This window comes from Microcoleus vaginatus HSN003 (genome assembly GCF_022701255.1).
Lineage (GTDB): Bacteria > Cyanobacteriota > Cyanobacteriia > Cyanobacteriales > Microcoleaceae > Microcoleus > Microcoleus vaginatus_B.
Map to the genome: position 1 here is coordinate 6504166 of NZ_CP031705.1, position 18163 is coordinate 6522328.

General features: G+C 47.4%; 18 protein-coding genes and 1 pseudogene. 12 read left to right on the top strand and 7 right to left on the bottom strand.

Annotated features, from left to right (window positions below; genetic code table 11):
- Positions 1-61 precede the first annotated feature (61 nt).
- Positions 62-2380, bottom strand: a complete 2319-nt coding sequence (locus tag D0A37_RS27770; RefSeq protein ID WP_242719462.1) for an IMS domain-containing protein — start codon at positions 2378-2380, stop codon at positions 62-64.
- Between the two features lie 457 nt (positions 2381-2837).
- Between D0A37_RS27770 and pdhA the strand changes: the two genes are divergently transcribed.
- The 3 genes from pdhA (at position 2838) to D0A37_RS29240 (ending at position 4562) form a co-directional block, all read left to right on the top strand.
- On the top strand, positions 2838-3875 hold the full coding sequence (pdhA, locus tag D0A37_RS27775) for a pyruvate dehydrogenase (acetyl-transferring) E1 component subunit alpha (protein WP_006634162.1): 1038 nt from the start codon (positions 2838-2840) through the stop codon (positions 3873-3875).
- A gap of 234 nt (positions 3876-4109) precedes the next feature.
- The gene (locus D0A37_RS27780; protein WP_242719463.1) at positions 4110-4382 is read left to right on the top strand and encodes a hypothetical protein; all 273 of its coding nucleotides are present in this window, start codon (positions 4110-4112) and stop codon (positions 4380-4382) included.
- Between the two features lie 51 nt (positions 4383-4433).
- Complete coding sequence (locus D0A37_RS29240) at positions 4434-4562, top strand: hypothetical protein (RefSeq protein WP_278187124.1); 129 nt, start codon at positions 4434-4436, stop codon at positions 4560-4562.
- Here D0A37_RS29240 and D0A37_RS29625 read toward each other — a convergent pair.
- A complete protein-coding gene (locus D0A37_RS29625) occupies positions 4522-4767 on the bottom strand; it encodes an MrcB family domain-containing protein (protein WP_445242566.1) in 246 nt (81 codons plus the stop codon). The two genes, D0A37_RS29240 and D0A37_RS29625, sit on opposite strands and share 41 nt — an antisense overlap.
- Positions 4768-5236: 469 nt before the next feature.
- Between D0A37_RS29625 and rpmI the strand changes: the two genes are divergently transcribed.
- The 6 genes from rpmI to D0A37_RS27810 all read left to right on the top strand — a co-directional run bounded on the left by rpmI (position 5237) and on the right by D0A37_RS27810 (position 10021).
- Positions 5237-5434 (top strand): 50S ribosomal protein L35, encoded by a 198-nt coding sequence (rpmI, locus tag D0A37_RS27785; RefSeq protein WP_006634164.1) that lies wholly within the window; start codon positions 5237-5239, stop codon positions 5432-5434.
- 19 nt (positions 5435-5453) lie between these two features.
- Entirely contained in the window at positions 5454-5810 is a 357-nt protein-coding gene (rplT, locus tag D0A37_RS27790; RefSeq protein WP_190658174.1) for a 50S ribosomal protein L20, read from the top strand.
- 272 nt (positions 5811-6082) lie between these two features.
- Complete coding sequence (locus D0A37_RS27795; RefSeq protein ID WP_242719465.1) at positions 6083-6613, top strand: tetratricopeptide repeat protein; 531 nt, start codon at positions 6083-6085, stop codon at positions 6611-6613.
- Between the two features lie 236 nt (positions 6614-6849).
- Positions 6850-7227, top strand: a complete 378-nt coding sequence (locus tag D0A37_RS27800; RefSeq protein ID WP_242719466.1) for a response regulator — start codon at positions 6850-6852, stop codon at positions 7225-7227.
- Positions 7224-7832 carry a chemotaxis protein CheC gene (locus D0A37_RS27805; RefSeq protein WP_242719468.1) on the top strand — a complete coding sequence of 203 codons (609 nt, stop codon included), beginning with the start codon at positions 7224-7226 and terminating at the stop codon, positions 7830-7832. Before D0A37_RS27800 ends, D0A37_RS27805 begins: the two co-directional genes overlap by 4 nt.
- Positions 7829-10021: a sensor domain-containing diguanylate cyclase gene (locus tag D0A37_RS27810; protein ID WP_242719470.1), complete on the top strand. Its 2193-nt coding sequence runs from the start codon at positions 7829-7831 to the stop codon at positions 10019-10021. The genes D0A37_RS27805 and D0A37_RS27810 overlap by 4 nt, the downstream gene beginning before the upstream one ends.
- A 468-nt stretch (positions 10022-10489) precedes the next feature.
- On the opposite strand, the gene D0A37_RS29630 is transcribed toward D0A37_RS27810, so the two are convergent.
- From D0A37_RS29630 to D0A37_RS27835, 5 genes and pseudogenes are all read right to left on the bottom strand, one after another.
- Positions 10490-10675, bottom strand: a complete 186-nt coding sequence (locus tag D0A37_RS29630; protein ID WP_445242454.1) for an IS1/IS1595 family N-terminal zinc-binding domain-containing protein — start codon at positions 10673-10675, stop codon at positions 10490-10492.
- A gap of 91 nt (positions 10676-10766) precedes the next feature.
- Positions 10767-10859 (bottom strand): annotated as a pseudogene (locus D0A37_RS27820) (D-aminoacyl-tRNA deacylase); the annotation flags it as partial.
- 168 nt (positions 10860-11027) lie between these two features.
- On the bottom strand, positions 11028-12221 hold the full coding sequence (locus tag D0A37_RS27825) for a CobW family GTP-binding protein (RefSeq protein ID WP_242719472.1): 1194 nt from the start codon (positions 12219-12221) through the stop codon (positions 11028-11030).
- A gap of 167 nt (positions 12222-12388) precedes the next feature.
- Positions 12389-12535 carry a hypothetical protein gene (locus D0A37_RS27830; RefSeq protein WP_242719474.1) on the bottom strand — a complete coding sequence of 49 codons (147 nt, stop codon included), beginning with the start codon at positions 12533-12535 and terminating at the stop codon, positions 12389-12391.
- 133 nt (positions 12536-12668) lie between these two features.
- A complete protein-coding gene (locus D0A37_RS27835) occupies positions 12669-13070 on the bottom strand; it encodes a fasciclin domain-containing protein (protein WP_242725799.1) in 402 nt (133 codons plus the stop codon).
- A 425-nt stretch (positions 13071-13495) separates the two neighbouring features.
- Between D0A37_RS27835 and D0A37_RS27840 the strand changes: the two genes are divergently transcribed.
- The 3 genes from D0A37_RS27840 to glf all read left to right on the top strand — a co-directional run bounded on the left by D0A37_RS27840 (position 13496) and on the right by glf (position 18062).
- Positions 13496-14533: an aldo/keto reductase gene (locus D0A37_RS27840; RefSeq protein ID WP_242719476.1), complete on the top strand. Its 1038-nt coding sequence runs from the start codon at positions 13496-13498 to the stop codon at positions 14531-14533.
- 858 nt (positions 14534-15391) lie between these two features.
- Positions 15392-16693 carry a glycosyltransferase family 1 protein gene (locus D0A37_RS27845; protein ID WP_242719478.1) on the top strand — a complete coding sequence of 434 codons (1302 nt, stop codon included), beginning with the start codon at positions 15392-15394 and terminating at the stop codon, positions 16691-16693.
- A gap of 121 nt (positions 16694-16814) precedes the next feature.
- Complete coding sequence (gene glf, locus D0A37_RS27850) at positions 16815-18062, top strand: UDP-galactopyranose mutase (protein WP_242719480.1); 1248 nt, start codon at positions 16815-16817, stop codon at positions 18060-18062.
- The last annotated feature ends 101 nt before the right edge of the window (positions 18063-18163 follow it).

Here is an 18163-nt window from a genome sequence, read left to right on the forward strand (position 1 = left end):
ATTGGTAATTAGTAATTAGCCCGAATAAATTACCACTTACCAATTACTAATTACCAATTCCTTACTTAATCACTTGCCAATCCATAATCCGCCACTGTCCCTCTTGACGGATCAAGTCGTAGCGCACCCGCAGGTTTTCATTGCGGGAAGAAACAAGCTGAGAACGATCGAACACTTCGGCTTTTTCCGCGACTTGGGCTTCTACTTGAGCGCGATCGGGATTAGTCGGGTTCGGCTTAACTCCATTAACTTGCAGCTTGTGTACATAACGCTGGTGCGCGTTGTTTCGCTGTTGAGCTTCTGCCATCAATTGCCAGCGAGACAAAGCCGGTTCTGTCAGAACTTGCTTTAATTCTTCGACAGCGTGATTGGGGCCCAAAGCCGCTGCTTTCGCCGACAGCCAGCTTTGAACTATTTGTCCGGCTGATTCCTCAGTGATTTCTCCCGACACTGGGCCCGTGGCGCTTGGCTCTGGGGCCGCGGCCAAGGCAGGGATTTCTAGGGGCGGTTCTTCCAGGCGGACAAGGGCTTGCTCTCCTCGAAGGGGGCCCGATAGGGCTTGCATCGCGTTAGCCAACAGACTGAGTATTAACCACAGGAATAACAGGCTCAGGAGACCTGCGGCTAGAAACAAAGCCAGCCTTTTTGGAGGCATGGACTTGACTTGGGCAGTAATTTCTGCTGCCTTGGTGCGCGCCCGATCGGCAAAATCGCCCTTTAGCCCATTGCCACTTGCTCCGCTGCGCCCTGAGTGTTGGCGTCTGCGTTGTTTGGAATTCGAGTCTGCAGGGTGTGGCACGGTAGCTATCGGGAGAGAGACGGGGGCAACAGCGCTCGGCGCCGCCACAGTTGCCTGAGATTTTGCGCCCGAGGCTGGGGTGGAAGTGGCGCCCGGTACGGGGCTCAAGGTGACGGTACTGGCTCCCTGCTTCGCTGTGGGTGGCTGTGCGGGTATGGCAGCGGGCGATCGGCCTGCGGTCGGTTGCAGTCGCCCTGGGGGCTTGCCGGAGCGGGGCTGCACGACGACCCATTCGTTGGCGGTTTCCGCGTCCTGTGGCAAAGCTTCTAGGTAAGCTTGTACTTTCGGGTCAGCAAAGTAGTCTTTCAAGGAGACTGACTCGTTGGCCAAGTCGCGGAAGTGGGGAAACACTTCTTCTTGTAGCCAGTGTTCGGCGTACAAGCACAGTCCGGGCAACAAATCCGGTGAATCTTGGGAATGTTCGCGAATGAAGGCCAGGGGTTCTTTTTCCGAACTGAGTTCGAGGGAGCGGCTGGCTTCTTCTGTCTGGCCCAGCAGCAGGGAACAAACGGCTTTTTCTAGGTGAACGTCTTGGCGGCGACCGAGCTGCATCAGCATCAGCTTGGCGCGACGGATCATCGATGGCTGTCTGGCGGCAAATCCTTGGGCTAACAGGGTGTAGACCGAGAGGTAAGTGGCGACTGCAGAGGGGCGGCCGGCTTCGGCTTCAAATAGCGCCTGCTGCTCGCTGCTGGTTAGGTGTTTACGCATTTGCTGGACGAACCGGAGGAAGTCTTCTATTCCTAAACCCGATCGATCGTCTCCCGAACCGTCGATACCGCCTCGTTCTTGAAGCATTTCTCGCAGGATTTCCAGTCCCCGGCGACGCTCAGCGACTTTTTCTTCCGGGAGTGATAATAGCTCTAAAATGTTGTACGGACGGAGTTTGTATATGTCGGCTTGCATTTCACCCCTCACGCTTGCAAATAGGCTTTCGCGCAGCAGCAATTCTTGACCTGCTTCTAATGATTTTGCGGCATTTTCGTACTGACCTTGCTGCCACTGTTCGCGACCGAGTTCTAGACAGGCAAGGCTGACGGTTAAAACTATATCTGGCCTCACGAGCTGAGGGTCGCCGAAACGACCTTCTGCGATCGCGATGCTGCCATTGTTAAGATACGGGCGACCCAGCTTCTGTACGAGTTCGTATTCTCCCAGTTCTTGCAGTATGAGCAGGGCTCCTACGAATTGGTTGTCATCGATTTCAATACTTGGAGTGTGGGGGTCGGGAGCTGCCTCTAAAGCCTTGGACTCTGCCGGAGCGGTTTCTCCTGCGTCTTGCAGGAATGTGTCCGTGCCTGCTGAGGTTTTTGACCTCTGGTGCTTGGCTTCCTGTGCGGCTTCCGACTCTCGATCGTAAGTTTTGGCTAAAAAACTGGCATCGTAAGCTTTGCGCCCCTCTGAGTCTGACAGAACGGCGCAGGCTTCATCGAGCAGTTGTTTGCGGGCGACGATCGCAACTTCGGAATACTCCCTGCGCGGAAGCTGTAAAGTTCGATCGCGGTGAGCCTGCTGCAACTGTTCGGCAGTAGCTTGAATCGGTAGACCCAAAATCCGGTAGTAATCTAGTGGAATTAACATAAGTTAAAAAACTGTCCACTTCCCCAAAGCGCTAGCAACTGAATTAGCCTATCTTAAGTGACATACTCCCGCAAACCAAATCAAAAATTCTGGTGTTGGCTTCCAACTGCCCCATTCAGGGTATGTTGGAGTTGCCGTAGAGATACTCTGATTTTTTCCCTCTACAGCGTTTTACAGTGAGGAAAATGCAAAGGCCCACTTCCCGTCAGCTAAATGAGTTGTTTGACTCTTGAGCATTTTCGGGTTTGAGAGTAATGGAATTATATCATTCGTTTGCATGGGGTTTAGATGGGAGTTGGCTCTCCGAGTCCCGGCAATCTGCCCCGCCTGCCAAACTCATTTTAACAATTGGTGAACTGTTGCACAGAAAACGTTTGATCGTTTTCTGCTGCGCTTGTGTCCCATCTGGGTTTAAATTTAGATGTCTAGGAAGCCGATCGTCGGGTATTAATTATTTATGGTTCAGGAACGGACTTTACCAGTTTTTGACGCGCAAAGCGTAAACATTTCTCGGGATGAGGGCTTGATGCTCTACGAGGATATGGTCTTGGGGCGCTATTTTGAGGACAAGTGTGCTGAGATGTACTACCGGGGCAAAATGTTTGGTTTTGTCCACTTGTACAACGGTCAAGAAGCTGTCTCTACTGGCGTGATTCGATCGATGCGTCGGGATGACACTGATTACGTCAGCAGCACCTACCGCGATCACGTTCACGCTTTGAGCGCGGGCGTCCCGGCGCGGGAGGTAATGGCGGAGTTATTCGGGAAGGAAACTGGTTGCTCGAAGGGCCGCGGCGGTTCGATGCACATGTTTTCGGCCGAACACCGACTGTTGGGAGGTTATGCTTTTGTGGCTGAGGGAATTCCTGTAGCTACGGGGGCTGCTTTTCAATCGAAGTACCGCCGCGAAGCTTTGGGGGATGAGAGTTCCGATGGCGTGACTGCTTGTTTTTTTGGCGATGGTGCTGCAAATAACGGGCAGTTTTTTGAGTGTTTGAATATGGCGGCTTTGTGGAAGTTGCCGATTATTTATGTTGTGGAAAACAACAAATGGGCGATCGGGATGGCCCACGAGCGAGCTACTTCTGATCCGCTGATTTACAAGAAAGCTCATGCTTTTGGCATGGCTGGTTTTGAGGTTGACGGGATGGATGTTTTGGCGGTGCGGGAAGTGGCGAAAGAAGCTGTAGCGCGGGCGCGAGCCGGCGAGGGGCCGACTTTGATTGAGGCTTTGACTTATCGCTTTCGCGGGCATTCTTTGGCCGATCCTGATGAATTGCGCTCTAAGGAAGAGAAGGAATATTGGTTCCCTCGCGATCCGATTAAGAAGTTGGCTGCTGATTTGATCGATCGAACTTTGGCAACTGCTGAAGAATTGAAAGAGATCGATAATAAAATTCAAGCAGTAATTGATGATGCAGTCGATTTTGCTGAGAAAAGCGCTGAGCCAGATCCTAGCGAATTGTATCGGTTTATCTATGCAGAAGATGAGTAAGCTGTTGTGCATTTAACTTGTATGTTTAGGGCGGGCAGGAGGCCCACCCCACAAGAGTGATAGATCCCCGTAGGGACAGGGCGAAAGCCTTTGTCCCTACTGCACTTCCTAAACCTGGAATACGCTGTAAGACTTACGTACAAACTCTACTTGTAGGCTGTGCACTGCGAATCTTACTACCATAAATTGTGGCTAGAATCAAAGGTAGACTTTATAGACGAAAAGAGAGGCGATATGATAAATCTCGATCGCGATCTAACTCAAGCCAGCAAAAATATGGGTGCAGTTCGAGTCAAAGTCAAGCTAACGAATGCCATTGACGAAGCCTTAGTGAGTCGAGGAGTTCTCAATCCAAATCTGTTGCGCGTGTACGAAGCAGAAGCACTCATAGATACTGGTGCAGTACGCACAGCTATTCCTGTAGAAGTCTGCGAACACCTGGGTTTAAGAATTAGGAGTCAGGAAATAGCAAAATATGCTGAGGGCCGACAAGAAACAGTGGGGTAGAGTGGACCTATTATCATTGAAATAGAAGGGCGCGAAACGATTGAGGCGGCAATGGTTTTAGGCGATATGGTGCTAATCGATCCAACTGTGTTGGAAACTTTAGATTTGCTAGTAGATTGCAAAAATCAGCGTCTAATTCCTAATCCTGAAAATCCCGACCGACCTGTATTGAGAGTTTAATACTAAATAAAGTAGTTGCCTTTGGGATAGAATCAAGCGGAAGAGCGAGAGGTTCATAAAATTCCCTGAGCTGGTCAGAACCAAGCTTATCTGCTATTCCTTGATTGAGAGAAAGATAAATGCCATAGAAGTCCGCGCGAAAAAAATAAACACAGTAAAACCCCGACTGGACAATCTCAGTTACAAGCTTGTTAAATATTGCTATCCAAGGAACTTTAGCTCAAGAACCATTACCTGGTGAAGCTTTTACACTATAGATTTCTGGTAATTCCAATTAAGCACTTATTGATTTCGGCACTACATTTCTGACATAAGTAGCAAATGAATGTCCTTTGATGTTGTCGTTACTGACCAATGGATATTCAAACATGATTTTTTCAAGGGACTTTCTAAGCGTCTTAACCAATAATTAATGTTGCATATTCAATTTAATTTATAGAGTGCCTCACCAACAGCTTTCAAATATGAACCCTGCTGATAACCATTAATGATACCGGAACTGCGGTATAACATTTTATACTAGATGTTAACTCCGCAAACAACCGTAAGATTACCCGATCGCGCATCATGTATATTGCCCCAAATACAGCGCTGCCCCCAACCCGCAAATCTCCCTTGCAGAAAGTAGCACAAACGTGATACGGTAGAAGCTTGTGTCCAAATAACACCAGTCCATGCCAAAACTCAAAACTCGCAAAGCAGCCGCAAAGCGCTTTAGAGCGACCGGCAGCGGTAAGATCGTGCGCCGCAAAGCTTACAAAAGCCACTTGCTACAGCACAAAAGTTCAGCTCGCAAAAGCCGTCTCTCTAAGCTGGTCGTCATCGACGAGACCAACGACGCTAACGTGCGGTTAATGCTTCCATACTTGTAAAGTTTAACGGAAATTAAAGATGACACGGGTAAAACGCGGTAATGTCGCCAGAGCGCGCCGCAAAAAAATTCTCAAATTAGCCAAGGGTTTCCGAGGCGCACAGTCGAAACAGTTCCGCACAGCTAACCAACGGGTGATGCAAGCCCTGCGTAACGGTTATCGCGATCGCAAAAAACGCAAACGCGATTTCCGTCGCCTGTGGATTGCTCGGATCAATGCCGCATCGCGCCAGCATGGCACGAGCTACAGCAGACTGATCGGCAACATGAAGAAAGCCAACATCGAAATCAACCGCAAAATGCTGGCACAAATGGCGATCATTGACCCCGCAACATTCGGTAAAGTCGTGGAAATGGCTAATCGAGCCGGAGGCTGAAAGTTCGCTTGATTTTCCGAAGGCAGAAAGCAGAAGTAAGAAAGATTTAACGGTCTGCCAGAGAAGGAAAACTCCTGATAAATTTAGGAGGTTGAGACAAACTTTCCTTCTTTGTTCTTACTTCTGGGTTCTTGCTTTTTCAGAAATCGCGATCGGGCCGGTCGATCGCTATTTCCTTGTTTTTTATACAGTTGCAGAGGCAGATCTCAGAGATTGCTATCGCCTTAAAATAAATAAAACCTTCCACAGACCTACCTAATTTTAAGAAAAACATGGATAGTAATTTGCTCATTGTTTACCTGTCAGTCCTGCTCGCTATACTCGGCAGCACTTCCTGGTTTGTGGTGCGCCAGATTCTTAAAACTCGCAAGCTGGAAATGTCTCTGGAACGCTTAGAAAATAAGCTGACAGTAGAGAAAGGAACAGCACAGGAATACTACGAATTAGGAAGTATCTATGTAGATAAAAAGCTCTACTCCCAGGCGATCGTACTGTTTCAAAAAGCCCTGAAATCCAAAGACTTAGAAGGCGAAGAAAATCAAGCCGTTATTTACAACGCCCTCGGTTTTGCACACTTCGGCCAAGAACAATACGACATCGCAATCCGCAACTACAAAGAAGCCCTGAAGTTGCAGCCAGAATACGTTACATCTCTCAATAATCTGGGTCACGCCTACGAGCGCAAAAAATTAACAGCTCAAGCCTTGGAAATGTACGAACAAGCTCTAGCCTGCGATCCAGACAATGCCACTGCCAAACAGCGAGTAGAGTCCCTCCGGAAGCGCTTGGTAATCTATAATTGAGCCCCGATGTTACGAGCAATAAAGATCCCGCCAACCTGGTTTCATTCCGAAACCGGGTTTTTTCTTCACATAGTCCCAGATACTAAACTATCCAACACATTAATGCGTTAGTTTTTAAGAACAGGAATTCCGAGTCAAGCTCGATCGCCCCCCGTCCCAGCACTTTAAATTAATGTCAAGATAAAAGCAGTACCTGCAATACCGGTCAGTCCTAACAATAGAAGGAGAAGAACGTAGTGACATCAATTCTCGTTGTCGAAGATTCGTGGTTGACTCGCAGGGTAATCTGCAAAATTCTCCGAGCAGAAGGATACGAGACTTGGGAAGCATCGAGCGGCCCAGAAGCTCTAGAACTGCTCGGCACTAAAACCCCAAACTGTATGCTCTTAGATCTGCTGATGCCGGAAATGGAGGGTCGGGAAGTCCTGCAAGCCATGCGCGATCGAGGATATAAAATTCCAGTTATCGTAATTACCGCAGACATCCAAGCAAGCACCCGCTCCGAGTGCATGGAACTCGGAGCCGTGGCAGTCATTCACAAAATGCCCAACTCAGACGAACTGATCGGATGGATCAAAAAAGCTCTCAGTGTCAGCGAGGAGAGCACCCCATGAAATTAAGCACTCGACAGCTCGATGCTTTGCAGGAACTCGTCAACATCGGGATCGGTCAAGCTGCAGGGGTCTTGAACGACATGATAGACTCCCCGATTCGCTTGCAAATCCCCTACCTTCAAATCCTGACTCCCACCGACGTAGAGGAAGAATTAGAGCAGCACCTCAACGGCGAGCAAATCGCCGCCGTCCAGCTCAAATTCACAGGCTCCTTTGGAGGCATTGCCCAGCTAGTCTTTCCCACCAACAGCGCTGCCCTCCTGGTGACGATGCTCACAGGGGAAGAAGTTGGAACTCACGATCTCGATTCAGTCAAAATTGGTACGCTGAGTGAAGTGGGAAATATTGTAATTAATGGGGTCATGGGGGCAATCAGCAACGTACTTCAGCAGCGCCTGAACTACTCAATTCCCACTTATAGCGAAGGGACGATTGCTAGTTTGCTGATATCTGGCGGTTTAGCTACTGATACAGTTGTTTTATTAGCCCAGACCAGTTTCATGATTGAAAGGCTTCACATTGAAGGAGATATCATTCTTATTTTCAATGTTAATTCCTTTGACACCTTGTTGACTGCTATCAATCAACTTGCCGGGGGTCTATGATTGAGGAGAGCAAAAGTATTAAGGAAAAGTTTGGGGTTCTCGACAGCGTACCAGTCGGCGCCTGCTTGCTGCAAGATGATTTTGTGGTGCTGTTTTGGAACACTTGTCTGGAAGAGTGGACTAAAATTCCCCGCAGCCAGATATTGGGAACAAAGATCACAACCCATTTTCCTCACCTGAGTCAGTTAAAGTACGCCACTCGCTTCAAGCAAATCTTTGCAGGTGGCCCGCCAACAATTTTTTCTTCTCAAATTCACAAACACCTGATTCCGGCAACTTGGCAAGACGGTCAGCAGCGAATTCAGCAAACTACTGTGACTGCTGTGCCGGCCCAAGAGGCTGGCATAGAAGAACAGGAGATTAGAGACTGGGTTCTCCATACTCTTGAGTTGGCATCAGAGGGTACTCTCGGAGTCGGATCACCAAGAAGTGCTTCTTTGTCTAGGGAATTTGCACCCTCAGTTTCGTCATCAATATGGCCGGGGGTCAATTCGCCATCGTTCTACGCGCTGCTGGTGATTCAAGACGTGACCGACCTCACCCATCGCATCCAAGCTTACCGCACAATGCGGGATCAAGCTTTGGAAGAAGTGCAAGTGCGTCAGCGGGTGGAGGAAGAATTGCGATCGAGCCAGCATTTCATCCAGCAGATTGCTGACGCGGCGCCTTATTTGCTTTACATCTACGATTTGACCGAACAGCGAAACGTCTACGTCAACGGTCAAGCTTCTAAATTGCTGGGCTACACTCCCCAAGAAATTTTACAGATGCAAACTGCTTTGTATTCTAGTTTGGTGTACCCAGAAGATTTGCCGAGGCTCAAAGCCCACCAGGAAAAATTTCCCTCGACCCAAGACGGGCATATTTTGGAGTTGGAATATCGCCTCAAACATCGATCGGGCGAATGGCGCTGGTTTCGCTGCCGCGACCAAGTTTTCGCCCGCACAGCCGACGGCTGCCCCAAACAAATTTTCGGCACCGCTCAAGATATCACCGAGTACAAGCGGGCAGAAGAGGCGCTGCGGCAGCAGAACGAACGAGAACTGCTGATGGCGACGATTACTCAGCACATCCGCCAGTCTCTGGATTTGGGCGAAGTGCTCAGCACGACAGTGACAGAAGTGCGTCAGTTCCTTCAGGCCGATCGAGTGATGATCGTCCGCTTTAACCCCTGTACCGGCAGTCTCTGTGCGGGCCCGGCGACGGGGGCGGTGACAGTGGAATCTGTAGCTCCCAACTGCCAGCCGATGTTGGGGGAAACCCTGGAAAATTTCTGTTTTGACCAGTTCTATCTCGAAGCGTACCAACATCGAGCGATCCGACCGATCGCCGATATCTTGGCCGCCGATTTGCCACAATATCAAATTGACTTGCTCGCACAATTCGCGGTGAGAGCTTATTTGGTAGTGCCTTTAGTGCAAGGAGACGAGTTGTGGGGGCTGCTGATGGCCCACCAGTGCAGTCCCCGGCAGTGGATGCAGTTGGAAGTAGAGTTGCTGTCTTCTCTGGCCACCCAGTTGGCGATCGCCATCAAGCAAGCAGAACTATACCAGCAGTTGCAAGCCGCCAACCTCAAGTTAGAGCGCTTGGCTACTTCGGACGCACTCACGCAGCTAGCAAACCGCCGACGGTTCGATCAGTATTTAGAAATGGAGTGGCGCAGACAAGCGCGGGAACAAACGCCCATGTCCCTAATTCTGTGCGATATTGATTCTTTTAAAAGTTACAACGATACTTACGGGCATCAAGGCGGAGACGAATGTTTGCGACAAGTCGCCGGGGCGATCGCCAATGCAGTCAATCGCCCCGCCGATTTAGTAGCTCGCTACGGAGGCGAAGAATTTGCCGTTATTTTGCCAAATACCTCGATTCAAGGCGCTGTGCTCATAGCCGAACACATAAAGCTCAAAATTGCAGCTTTGCAGCTTCCTCACGCTGGTTCTCAGGTGAGCGAGTACGTCACTCTCAGTCTGGGCGTAGCGAGTATTGTTCCTGGATCGGAAGCGGGAGCCGAAATTCTGATTGCCGCAGCCGACCAAGCCCTGTATCAAGCTAAACGACTTGGGCGTGATCGTATCCAACTTTACCAGCCTGATCCTGCTAGCAAGCCGAATGGTACAGGCACTTCGATACTTCCTGCAGATTTTTCTCTACCAAACACTAATTTACCCTCTCCCACTAGCGCTTGACGAATTGCCATATTTTTAAATTCCGAGTAGTTATACCGCTCCGCAAAAAAAACGCCACTGTCAGCCCGTGATCCAAACCCTGATATCTCTCTTCTGTAACTCTCCGGATTAAAGAAGTAAGAAATAAGCTAACTCAAACATAAAAATAAAAGGGTTAGAAGTGATTTATTGTATCAATTAAATCGTTCAACCCAAGCAATAAATTAGGATTAGGGAATATTTATAACCAAGGATAAATCAACCAAAATAGAAGGATGGGTTGAATAAGCTGTTGTGCATTTAAACTGTGATACAAAAATTACCATGGTTGGTGATTTTTAGTCACCATTTAATAATCAACTCTCCTTCATTTAAGGGGTCTACAAATGACGATAATTCATCACATTGAATCGTTAGCTTTCCTTTTTTTTGATGACGCCTGTATCTGGGGGGTACTCGGGCGTATTTCCGATTAAGATAATCTTGGAGTCATGCTGCGAAACCTTGAGGGCACGGGCGATGCCGGCTTTCCAGAGGCGTTCTAGTAATAATCAGTCGATTAGTTCGCGTGGTCACTGAGTCGCTCACCTTCTGGTCTGGATTCTCGACAAATTGCCGACCACACTCGTAACATTTGAATCTTTGTTTTCCCCTGTGAATATGACCGTTTTTCACGATTCGGGCACAAGAGCAAACGGGACAATTCTGCGGAGTTGACAAAAAACAGATCGAGGCTATTATCTTACCATCATTACTTCTTGGCCACTACCAGCAAGTTAAATCCGTAGGCAATTTTGCCGACAATTTGACCGTTAATTTCGACTTGAGATGATTGGACTCGCTGGATGATGACTCGCATTGAAAATCGGTAATTGGTAATAGCTAATTACTCGTTAGCAGGCTAAAGCCGGGTAAGGCAGATTCTTATGCTCTGCCTCCTATCTTCCTGAATACCACAGAGGCTCTTTCTCTAGACATCGGTTCCCAGGCTAGAGCCGGGGAACCAGTAGAAAAGAATATTTTACTGTTAGTTTTTCCCAAAACCTTTGCCGCGATTGGTTGAAGGCATACAAAGACAGTTTTCGAGTTGCGATCGCAAAGTCTCGGTATCCAAACCCTGACCGATGAGAACAAGCTGGTTCTTCCGCTCACCTTTCCACTCGTCATCATCCATGGAAAATCGCTTGCCGCTCAAGTGGAAAATATGGCGTTTGGGACTTTCTTCAAACCACATAATCCCTTTCGCGCGAAACACGTTTGTTGGGAGTTGGTGGTCTAAGAAATATTGAAATTTTCTCAGAGAAAACGGCTTGTCGCTTTGGAAAGAAATTGAGGTAAATCCGTCATTTTCTAAATGGTGGCTGTGATCGTGATGGCTGTGATCGTGATGGCCGTGGTCGTGATGGCCGTGGTCGTGATGTTCGTGATGTTCGTGATGTTCGTGATGTTCGTGGTCGTGATGGTCGTGATGTTCGTGATGTTCGTGGTCGTGATGGTCGTGATGTTCGTGATGGTCGTGATGGTCGTGGTCGTGACTGCTAGGAGTTTTTTCAGGTTGGAAATATTTGTCCGATTCAAACAATCCGACGCTGAGGACTAGCGGTAGGGGAACCTCCGATTTTACGGTTCGCAGAATTCGAGCACCTTCTTTGACATCGCGAATCTTAACTTCCAACAAATCTAAATCTGCTTCTTCAACCAAATCAGTTTTGTTGAGGATAATTAGATCGCCGTAAGCTATTTGACTGTAAGCTGCTTGAGAGTTGAACAAATCTAAGCTGTAGTTGGCTGCGTCTACTACTGTCACTATGGAATCGAGACGAGTTAGGTCGCGCAGTTCTGTGCCTAAAAAAGTCATTGCTACTGGCAGCGGGTCGGCGAGTCCGGTTGTTTCGACTACCAGATAATCGAGATTTTCTTGACGTTCTAAAACTTTATAAACTGCATTAACTAAATCTTCATTAATAGTGCAGCAGATGCAGCCGTTGTTCAGCTCAACCATGTTGTCGTCGGTGGTGACAATCAGTTCGTTGTCGATGCCGATTTCGCCAAATTCATTTACCAAAACTGCTGTTTTCAAACCCTGCTGGTTGGTCAGGATATGGTTGAGCAGGGTTGTTTTGCCACTGCCGAGAAATCCTGTAATGATTGTAACGGGCAATCCGTGTTTGGGAGCATCCATAGTCGGTTCCGTCCCGGACTGAGTTGTTGTAGATTGCATAGCTTGAATGTCAAATAATGTCGATCGCACTTTCTTTGTGGTTCTTATTGTATCTTAATTAGGACAAGGCCTCCTCAACCCAGTTTCTCGGAAAAATGTTGGGTTTGGTTGCCTGGTATCTACGCCTCAACCGGGAATCAGCCCGAGAGTGCAAAATAAGTGGGCCGCTAATTATCGGCAATTGCTAACGAGTCGCGATCGCACTTTTTTATTTTTTTGATAAAAGTTTTGTCCAGAGTACCTGTCGCAGTTTTTGCCAGTAACTCCAGCAGCGACAAATTTGGGGCAGAATCAAGCTGAGTGCGATCGCCCACTTCCCGCTGCTTTATAATAATTTTAATGATCGAGCTGCGTAAAATATTTAAATCTCACCTATCAACTAAAATAGGGCGGTGGCTAACAACAGCCACCGCCCTCAAGATAGTATTGCGCTATCTAAATCTGTGCTTACGCAGGAAGCAAGACTGAATCAATAATGTGGATCACACCATTATCAGCAGCAACATCGGCTGTTGTAACGGTAGAATCATTAATTTTGACGCCGTTGGAAGCATCAATTTTAAGTTCTGAACCTTCAACTGTTTTGGCAGATTTCAGGTTGACCACATCAGCGGCCATAACTTTGCCAGAAACGACATGATAAGTCAGGATTTTTGTGAGCTTAGGAATGTCATTAAGCAGTGATTCTACAGTACCTTCGGGAAGCTTAGCAAAAGCTTCGTCAGTAGGCGCGAAAACTGTGAAGGGGCCAGCGCCTTTGAGAGTATCTACTAAACCAGCGGCTTGGACTGCAGCAACTAGGGTTGTAAAAGAGCCTGCCGAAACGGCGGTATCAACGATGTCAGCCAAGAGAGTCACCTTGTTTTTGTAATCTGTAAATCACTATAACGCTAAAAAGTTAATTTAGCTACATATATTTTTTTCTCGTTCAGTTTGGTTTTCTTATATAAAATAGAATATTTTTTTATAGAACTCATTTCAGACAATACCTATCTAAAGGTAGATCAAATTATTTTGACTTTAGAGTATTTTAATTTATTCATGTAATCCTAAATACATTAGTAAGACGATCGCCCCTGCGCTTTTTAAACTAAACGCAGGAGCAATGGCCCGGAACCCTCGCCCCTACTACGACATTTTGATTAACTTGGCAAAACATTTAACATTCAGCCCAGCGCTAACACATTACAAAAGCCCGCCACCCCCACTGATGGCAACAGTTTGGGAAATCCCGATCTAAACTGTTAACAACCATTAACTAGGGGAAGGGTGACATGAGATATAAACTACTAGGTCACAGCGGACTTCGCGTTTCGGAAATCTGCCTCGGAACCATGACTTTTGGGGAAGAGTGGGGTTGGGGGAGCTCCTACGACGAAAGCCGTAAAATGTTCGACGCCTTTGCAGAAACGGGCGGCAATTTCATTGATACCGCGAATCTCTACACCAACGGTACTAGCGAAAAATATGTCGGTGAGTTCATCGCAGCCGATCGCGAAAAATGGGTAGTTGCCACTAAGTATAGCCTCAACATGAAGAACGGCGACATCAACGGTTTCGGCAACCACCGCAAAAATATGGTACAAGCAGTAGAAGCAAGTTTGAAGCGATTGCAAGTTGAATACATAGATTTGCTGTGGCTGCACGCTTGGGATTTTACGACACCCGTCGAAGAAGTAATGCGCGCTTTTGACGATTTGGTGCGCGCAGGCAAAATTCTTTATATCGGCATTTCCGATACGCCTGCTTGGATTATTTCTCAAGCAAATACGATCGCCAATCTGCGCGGTTGGACACCATTTATCGGGTTGCAAATCGAGTATTCTTTAAAAGAGCGAACTCCCGAACGGGAATTGATCCCCATGGCAAAAGCCTTTGATATTGGCGTCACAGCTTGGAGCCCCTTAGCAGCAGGCTTGCTGACAGGAAAATACAACACTTCAGAAACCGCCAGCGAAGCTAAACGGCTGAATTCACCGGAATCGGGAAAAATTAACGAACGAGACCTCAAAATTGCTGACGAAGTTAGCAAAATAGCAGCCGAAATTGGCAAACCTGCTTCTCAAGTAGCCCTAAATTGGCTGATGCAACAGCCAGTCGAAGTTATTCCGATTGTGGGTGCGCGCAAACTCTCGCAACTTCAGGAAAATCTAGCTTGTTTGGAGTTTGAATTAACTCCCGAACAAATGCAGCAGTTAGACAAAGTAAGTGCAATTGAATTGGGTTTCCCTCACGATTTCTTAAAGAGTTCGACGGTGCAAGATTTTGCCTTTGGAGGGGGAATCGCCCAAATTGACAGCCGCCGACTGTAAAGTTGCTGCTATTTTCTAGTCGCGGGTTTAGGTGGGTATTTTGCGTGTGATTGCAGATATCGGCGAACCCGCCCTTAGAGGGATGATTGACATTTGTGCTCTGGGCGCCAGGTTAAACTGACGCCCACAGCGCAAATGTCGTCACCTTGGTTTCTTCCCACGGACTCGTGTAAAATCTTAGGTTGATCATTGCCATTGCCTGGTTTCTGTGGTATTGTTGAGCCAGGTGCTGTTCGGTGAGTTTAACCCCAGTTCATAAACTGTTAATTGTTAATCTACCGGAAGTCAGAAATCTCTGACGAACTTTGTATATTAGGATACAATTTTTTCCTATTAGCGACTCGGATGACTTTTAAAAAGGCTAGGTTTGTCAAATCAAAAAGCAACATAAATTTGATCGCGAATTTTCTATCATCTCCAAATAAAGCAATAAAACTTGCTCTTTTTTCACCCCGTACCTGCCAGTCAAGAGTCGTTTTACAACGTTTATCGGCCTTTTAACCGCTTTTGAACCCAGCGTGCAAGCTAAGCGCCTTCTGAGATAGAAGTCATCCTTCAGATAGAAGTTAGGGCAGAAAAACTGGGTTAGAGTTAACCACAATAGCAAGTCTAACAATATTAACTTATCTCCAAGTTTCACTTCTGAAAAAAGCAGATGAAAAAAGCAGATAAGCGTGTGTTTCCGCAGCTAAACAGTTTCTTGGTTTGGTTCAATGAATGCGGCGCTTGCTCGTCAATAAAAATTCTCAGATTTAGGCTTGCGACTTTCAGTAAGATACTGCTGAGAAACCTATCCTATTGACCAATTTTGACCAATTTTAACGGACAATTTTCCTTGACTAATTCCAGAGGCTAATTATGTCGCCCCCAGAAAACTCTGTACACAATAATTATAGCAATAAAGATCGAGCATGGGAGATCCGATTTACCTCTATAGATCCAGCAAAATCGCCATCTCAATTCGCACCCTCGCCCGCATTGCGCGCCAACTTATCAAAAACTGAGGCTGTAGATGCACCAGATTTAGTTTGCCTCTCTCATTTGCGGTGGAATTTTGTCTATCAGCGTCCGCAACATCTCTTGAGTCGTTGTGCGAAAAGTCGTCGCGTATTCTTTGTAGAAGAACCTATTTTTAGCGCGGCTACAGATTGGTGGCTTGATGTCAGCATCCACGAAAGCGGAGTTTGGGTAATAGTACCGCACCTGAGCGAAGGAACCAGCGAAGCAACAGCACAAACGGCTCAGCAAGCCATGCTAGATGATTTGTTTCGAGCAGCAGAAATTAGCCAGTACATCCTCTGGTATTACACACCAATGGCTGTCAGTTTCACAAGCCACTTAAAGCCGCTAGCTGTAGTCTACGACTGCATGGATGAATTGTCAGCATTCAAAGGCGCACATCCCGATTTAAAAGCCAATGAAAACCAACTATTAAAGCGCGCCAGCGTAGTATTTACCGGGGGACACAACCTTTACGAAGCCAAACAGCACCAGCACCCAAACATTCACCCCTTCCCCAGCAGCATCGAAAAAGAACACTTTGCGACAGCCAGGAATCTTTCAGAAGAACCGGCGGATCAAAAAGACATTCCTCACCCGCGTTTGGGATTTTATGGCGTCATAGACGAACGCATGGATATCGAACTGCTGGCGGGCATGGCCCAAGCAAGGCCAGACTGGCATTTAGTCATCATTGGCCCGGTGGTGAAAATCGATCCGGCCACTCTGCCAACTCACCCAAATATCCACTATCTCGGCGGCAAATCTTATCAAGAACTGCCAGCGTATCTTGGCGGGTGGGATATAGCCATGCTGCCTTTTGCGATTAACGATTCGACTAAGTTTATTAGTCCGACGAAAACTCCAGAATACCTCGCTGCGGGCAAACCTGTGATTTCTACTCCTATTCGCGACGTGGTGCGGCCATACGGAGAAAACGGCTTGGTTCGGATTGCTAGCAATTCTGAAGAATTCGTTGCTTGTGCCCAAGAAATCCTCAGTGAAAGTTCGGACGTTCGCACCAAATGGCTGAGCGAAGTAGACGCCTTTTTAGCAGACAATTCTTGGGATAATACTTTGGGCGAAATGCTGGCGTTGATCGGAAGTGCGATCGACGGCAAAAGGCAGAACGCAGCAGGCAGGATGAAAGTTTTAAGCTAGGAAGGTTGAGGTTTAAGTTAAAGAGTTACCAATTTCCGCATTCAAAACTTAACACTCAACAATGCTCGCTCGTTGATTACCAATTACCAATTCCCCCTTACCCACACTCAGAGGTGTTTCAATGTTTGACTATTTAATCGTCGGAGCCGGATTTGCAGGTAGCGTCATTGCCGAAAGACTAGCAAATGAAGCTGGAAAAACTGTCCTAATAATTGATACCCGCAACCACATCGGCGGCAACGCATACGATCACTACGACAACCACGGCATCCTCGTACACAAATACGGCCCCCACATTTTTCACACCAATTCGCGCCCAGTTTTCGAGTATCTTTCGCGCTTCACCGAGTGGCGGCCCTACGAACACCGCGTCCTCGCCAGCGTTGACGGTCAACTGCTACCAATTCCCATCAATCTCAACACCGTAAACCAACTTTACGGACTGAATCTCACCTCATTTGAAGTAGAAGATTTCTTCGCGAAAGTAGCAGAACCAAAGGATTACATTCGCACTTCTGAAGATGTGGTTGTCAGCAAAGTCGGTCGCGAACTTTACGAGAAATTCTTCCGCAACTACACCCGCAAACAGTGGGGAATGGACCCGTCGGAACTCGACAACTCAGTGATTGCGCGCGTACCCACTCGCATTAACCGGGACGATCGCTATTTTACCGATACCTATCAAGCAATGCCGCTGCACGGCTACACTCGGATGTTTGAAAAGATGCTTTCTCACCCAAACATCAAGGTGATGCTGAATACCGACTACCGGGAAATTGAGGGTTTTATCCCTTACGGAGAAATGATTTACACCGGGCCGGTGGATTCATATTTCAATTATTGCTACGGCAAACTTCCTTACCGTTCCTTGGAATTCAAGCACGAAACACTGAACGTACCCGTACACCAAAAAGCACCGGTCGTAAATTACCCCAACGAGCATTTATATACTCGCTGCACGGAGTTTAAATACCTCACCGGACAAGAGCATCAAAAAACTAGCATTGTCTACGAATATCCCCAAGCTGAGGGAGACCCTTACTACCCGGTTCCGCGTCCAGAAAATGCCGAAATTTACAAGAAATATAAGGCTTTGGCTGATGCAACTCCGGGAGTCTCTTTCGTGGGAAGGCTGGCGACTTACAGGTATTACAACATGGATCAAGTGGTCGCTCAAGCTCTGACAACTTACAAACAAATTACTACCAAGCCGGTGATTGAATTGGTAGAAAATGTTAACGGTTCTGCCTCTAATGTAAGCTCCTCCAATGAAGTTGCCCCTCCCCCAGCCGCCGCTTCTCTAGAAGTCGCTGCTGTCAACAACGGCAACAGCCACGGCAACGGCAACGGCAAATCTGTTAGCAAGTAGCTAGAAGCTGCGAGTTACGGGTAAAAAGGTAAGGTGCCCACAGAGCACCTTACTCGGTTTTCATCAAAAGTTATTTAATAATTCAAACAAGCATTGAGGTA

Coding starts and splice junctions, on each gene's coding strand:
- rpmI (WP_006634164.1), top strand. CDS start 5,237: ATGCCAAAACTCAAAACTCGCAAAGCAGCCGCAAAGCGCTTTAGAGCG.
- pdhA (WP_006634162.1), top strand. CDS start 2,838: ATGGTTCAGGAACGGACTTTACCAGTTTTTGACGCGCAAAGCGTAAAC.
- D0A37_RS27840 (WP_242719476.1), top strand. CDS start 13,496: ATGAGATATAAACTACTAGGTCACAGCGGACTTCGCGTTTCGGAAATC.
- D0A37_RS27780 (WP_242719463.1), top strand. CDS start 4,110: ATGATAAATCTCGATCGCGATCTAACTCAAGCCAGCAAAAATATGGGT.
- D0A37_RS27770 (WP_242719462.1), bottom strand. CDS start 2,380: ATGTTAATTCCACTAGATTACTACCGGATTTTGGGTCTACCGATTCAA.
- rplT (WP_190658174.1), top strand. CDS start 5,454: ATGACACGGGTAAAACGCGGTAATGTCGCCAGAGCGCGCCGCAAAAAA.
- D0A37_RS27845 (WP_242719478.1), top strand. CDS start 15,392: ATGTCGCCCCCAGAAAACTCTGTACACAATAATTATAGCAATAAAGAT.
- glf (WP_242719480.1), top strand. CDS start 16,815: ATGTTTGACTATTTAATCGTCGGAGCCGGATTTGCAGGTAGCGTCATT.
- D0A37_RS29240 (WP_278187124.1), top strand. CDS start 4,434: ATGGTTTTAGGCGATATGGTGCTAATCGATCCAACTGTGTTGGAAACT.
- D0A37_RS27795 (WP_242719465.1), top strand. CDS start 6,083: ATGGATAGTAATTTGCTCATTGTTTACCTGTCAGTCCTGCTCGCTATA.
- D0A37_RS27805 (WP_242719468.1), top strand. CDS start 7,224: ATGAAATTAAGCACTCGACAGCTCGATGCTTTGCAGGAACTCGTCAAC.
- D0A37_RS27825 (WP_242719472.1), bottom strand. CDS start 12,221: ATGCAATCTACAACAACTCAGTCCGGGACGGAACCGACTATGGATGCT.
- D0A37_RS27810 (WP_242719470.1), top strand. CDS start 7,829: ATGATTGAGGAGAGCAAAAGTATTAAGGAAAAGTTTGGGGTTCTCGAC.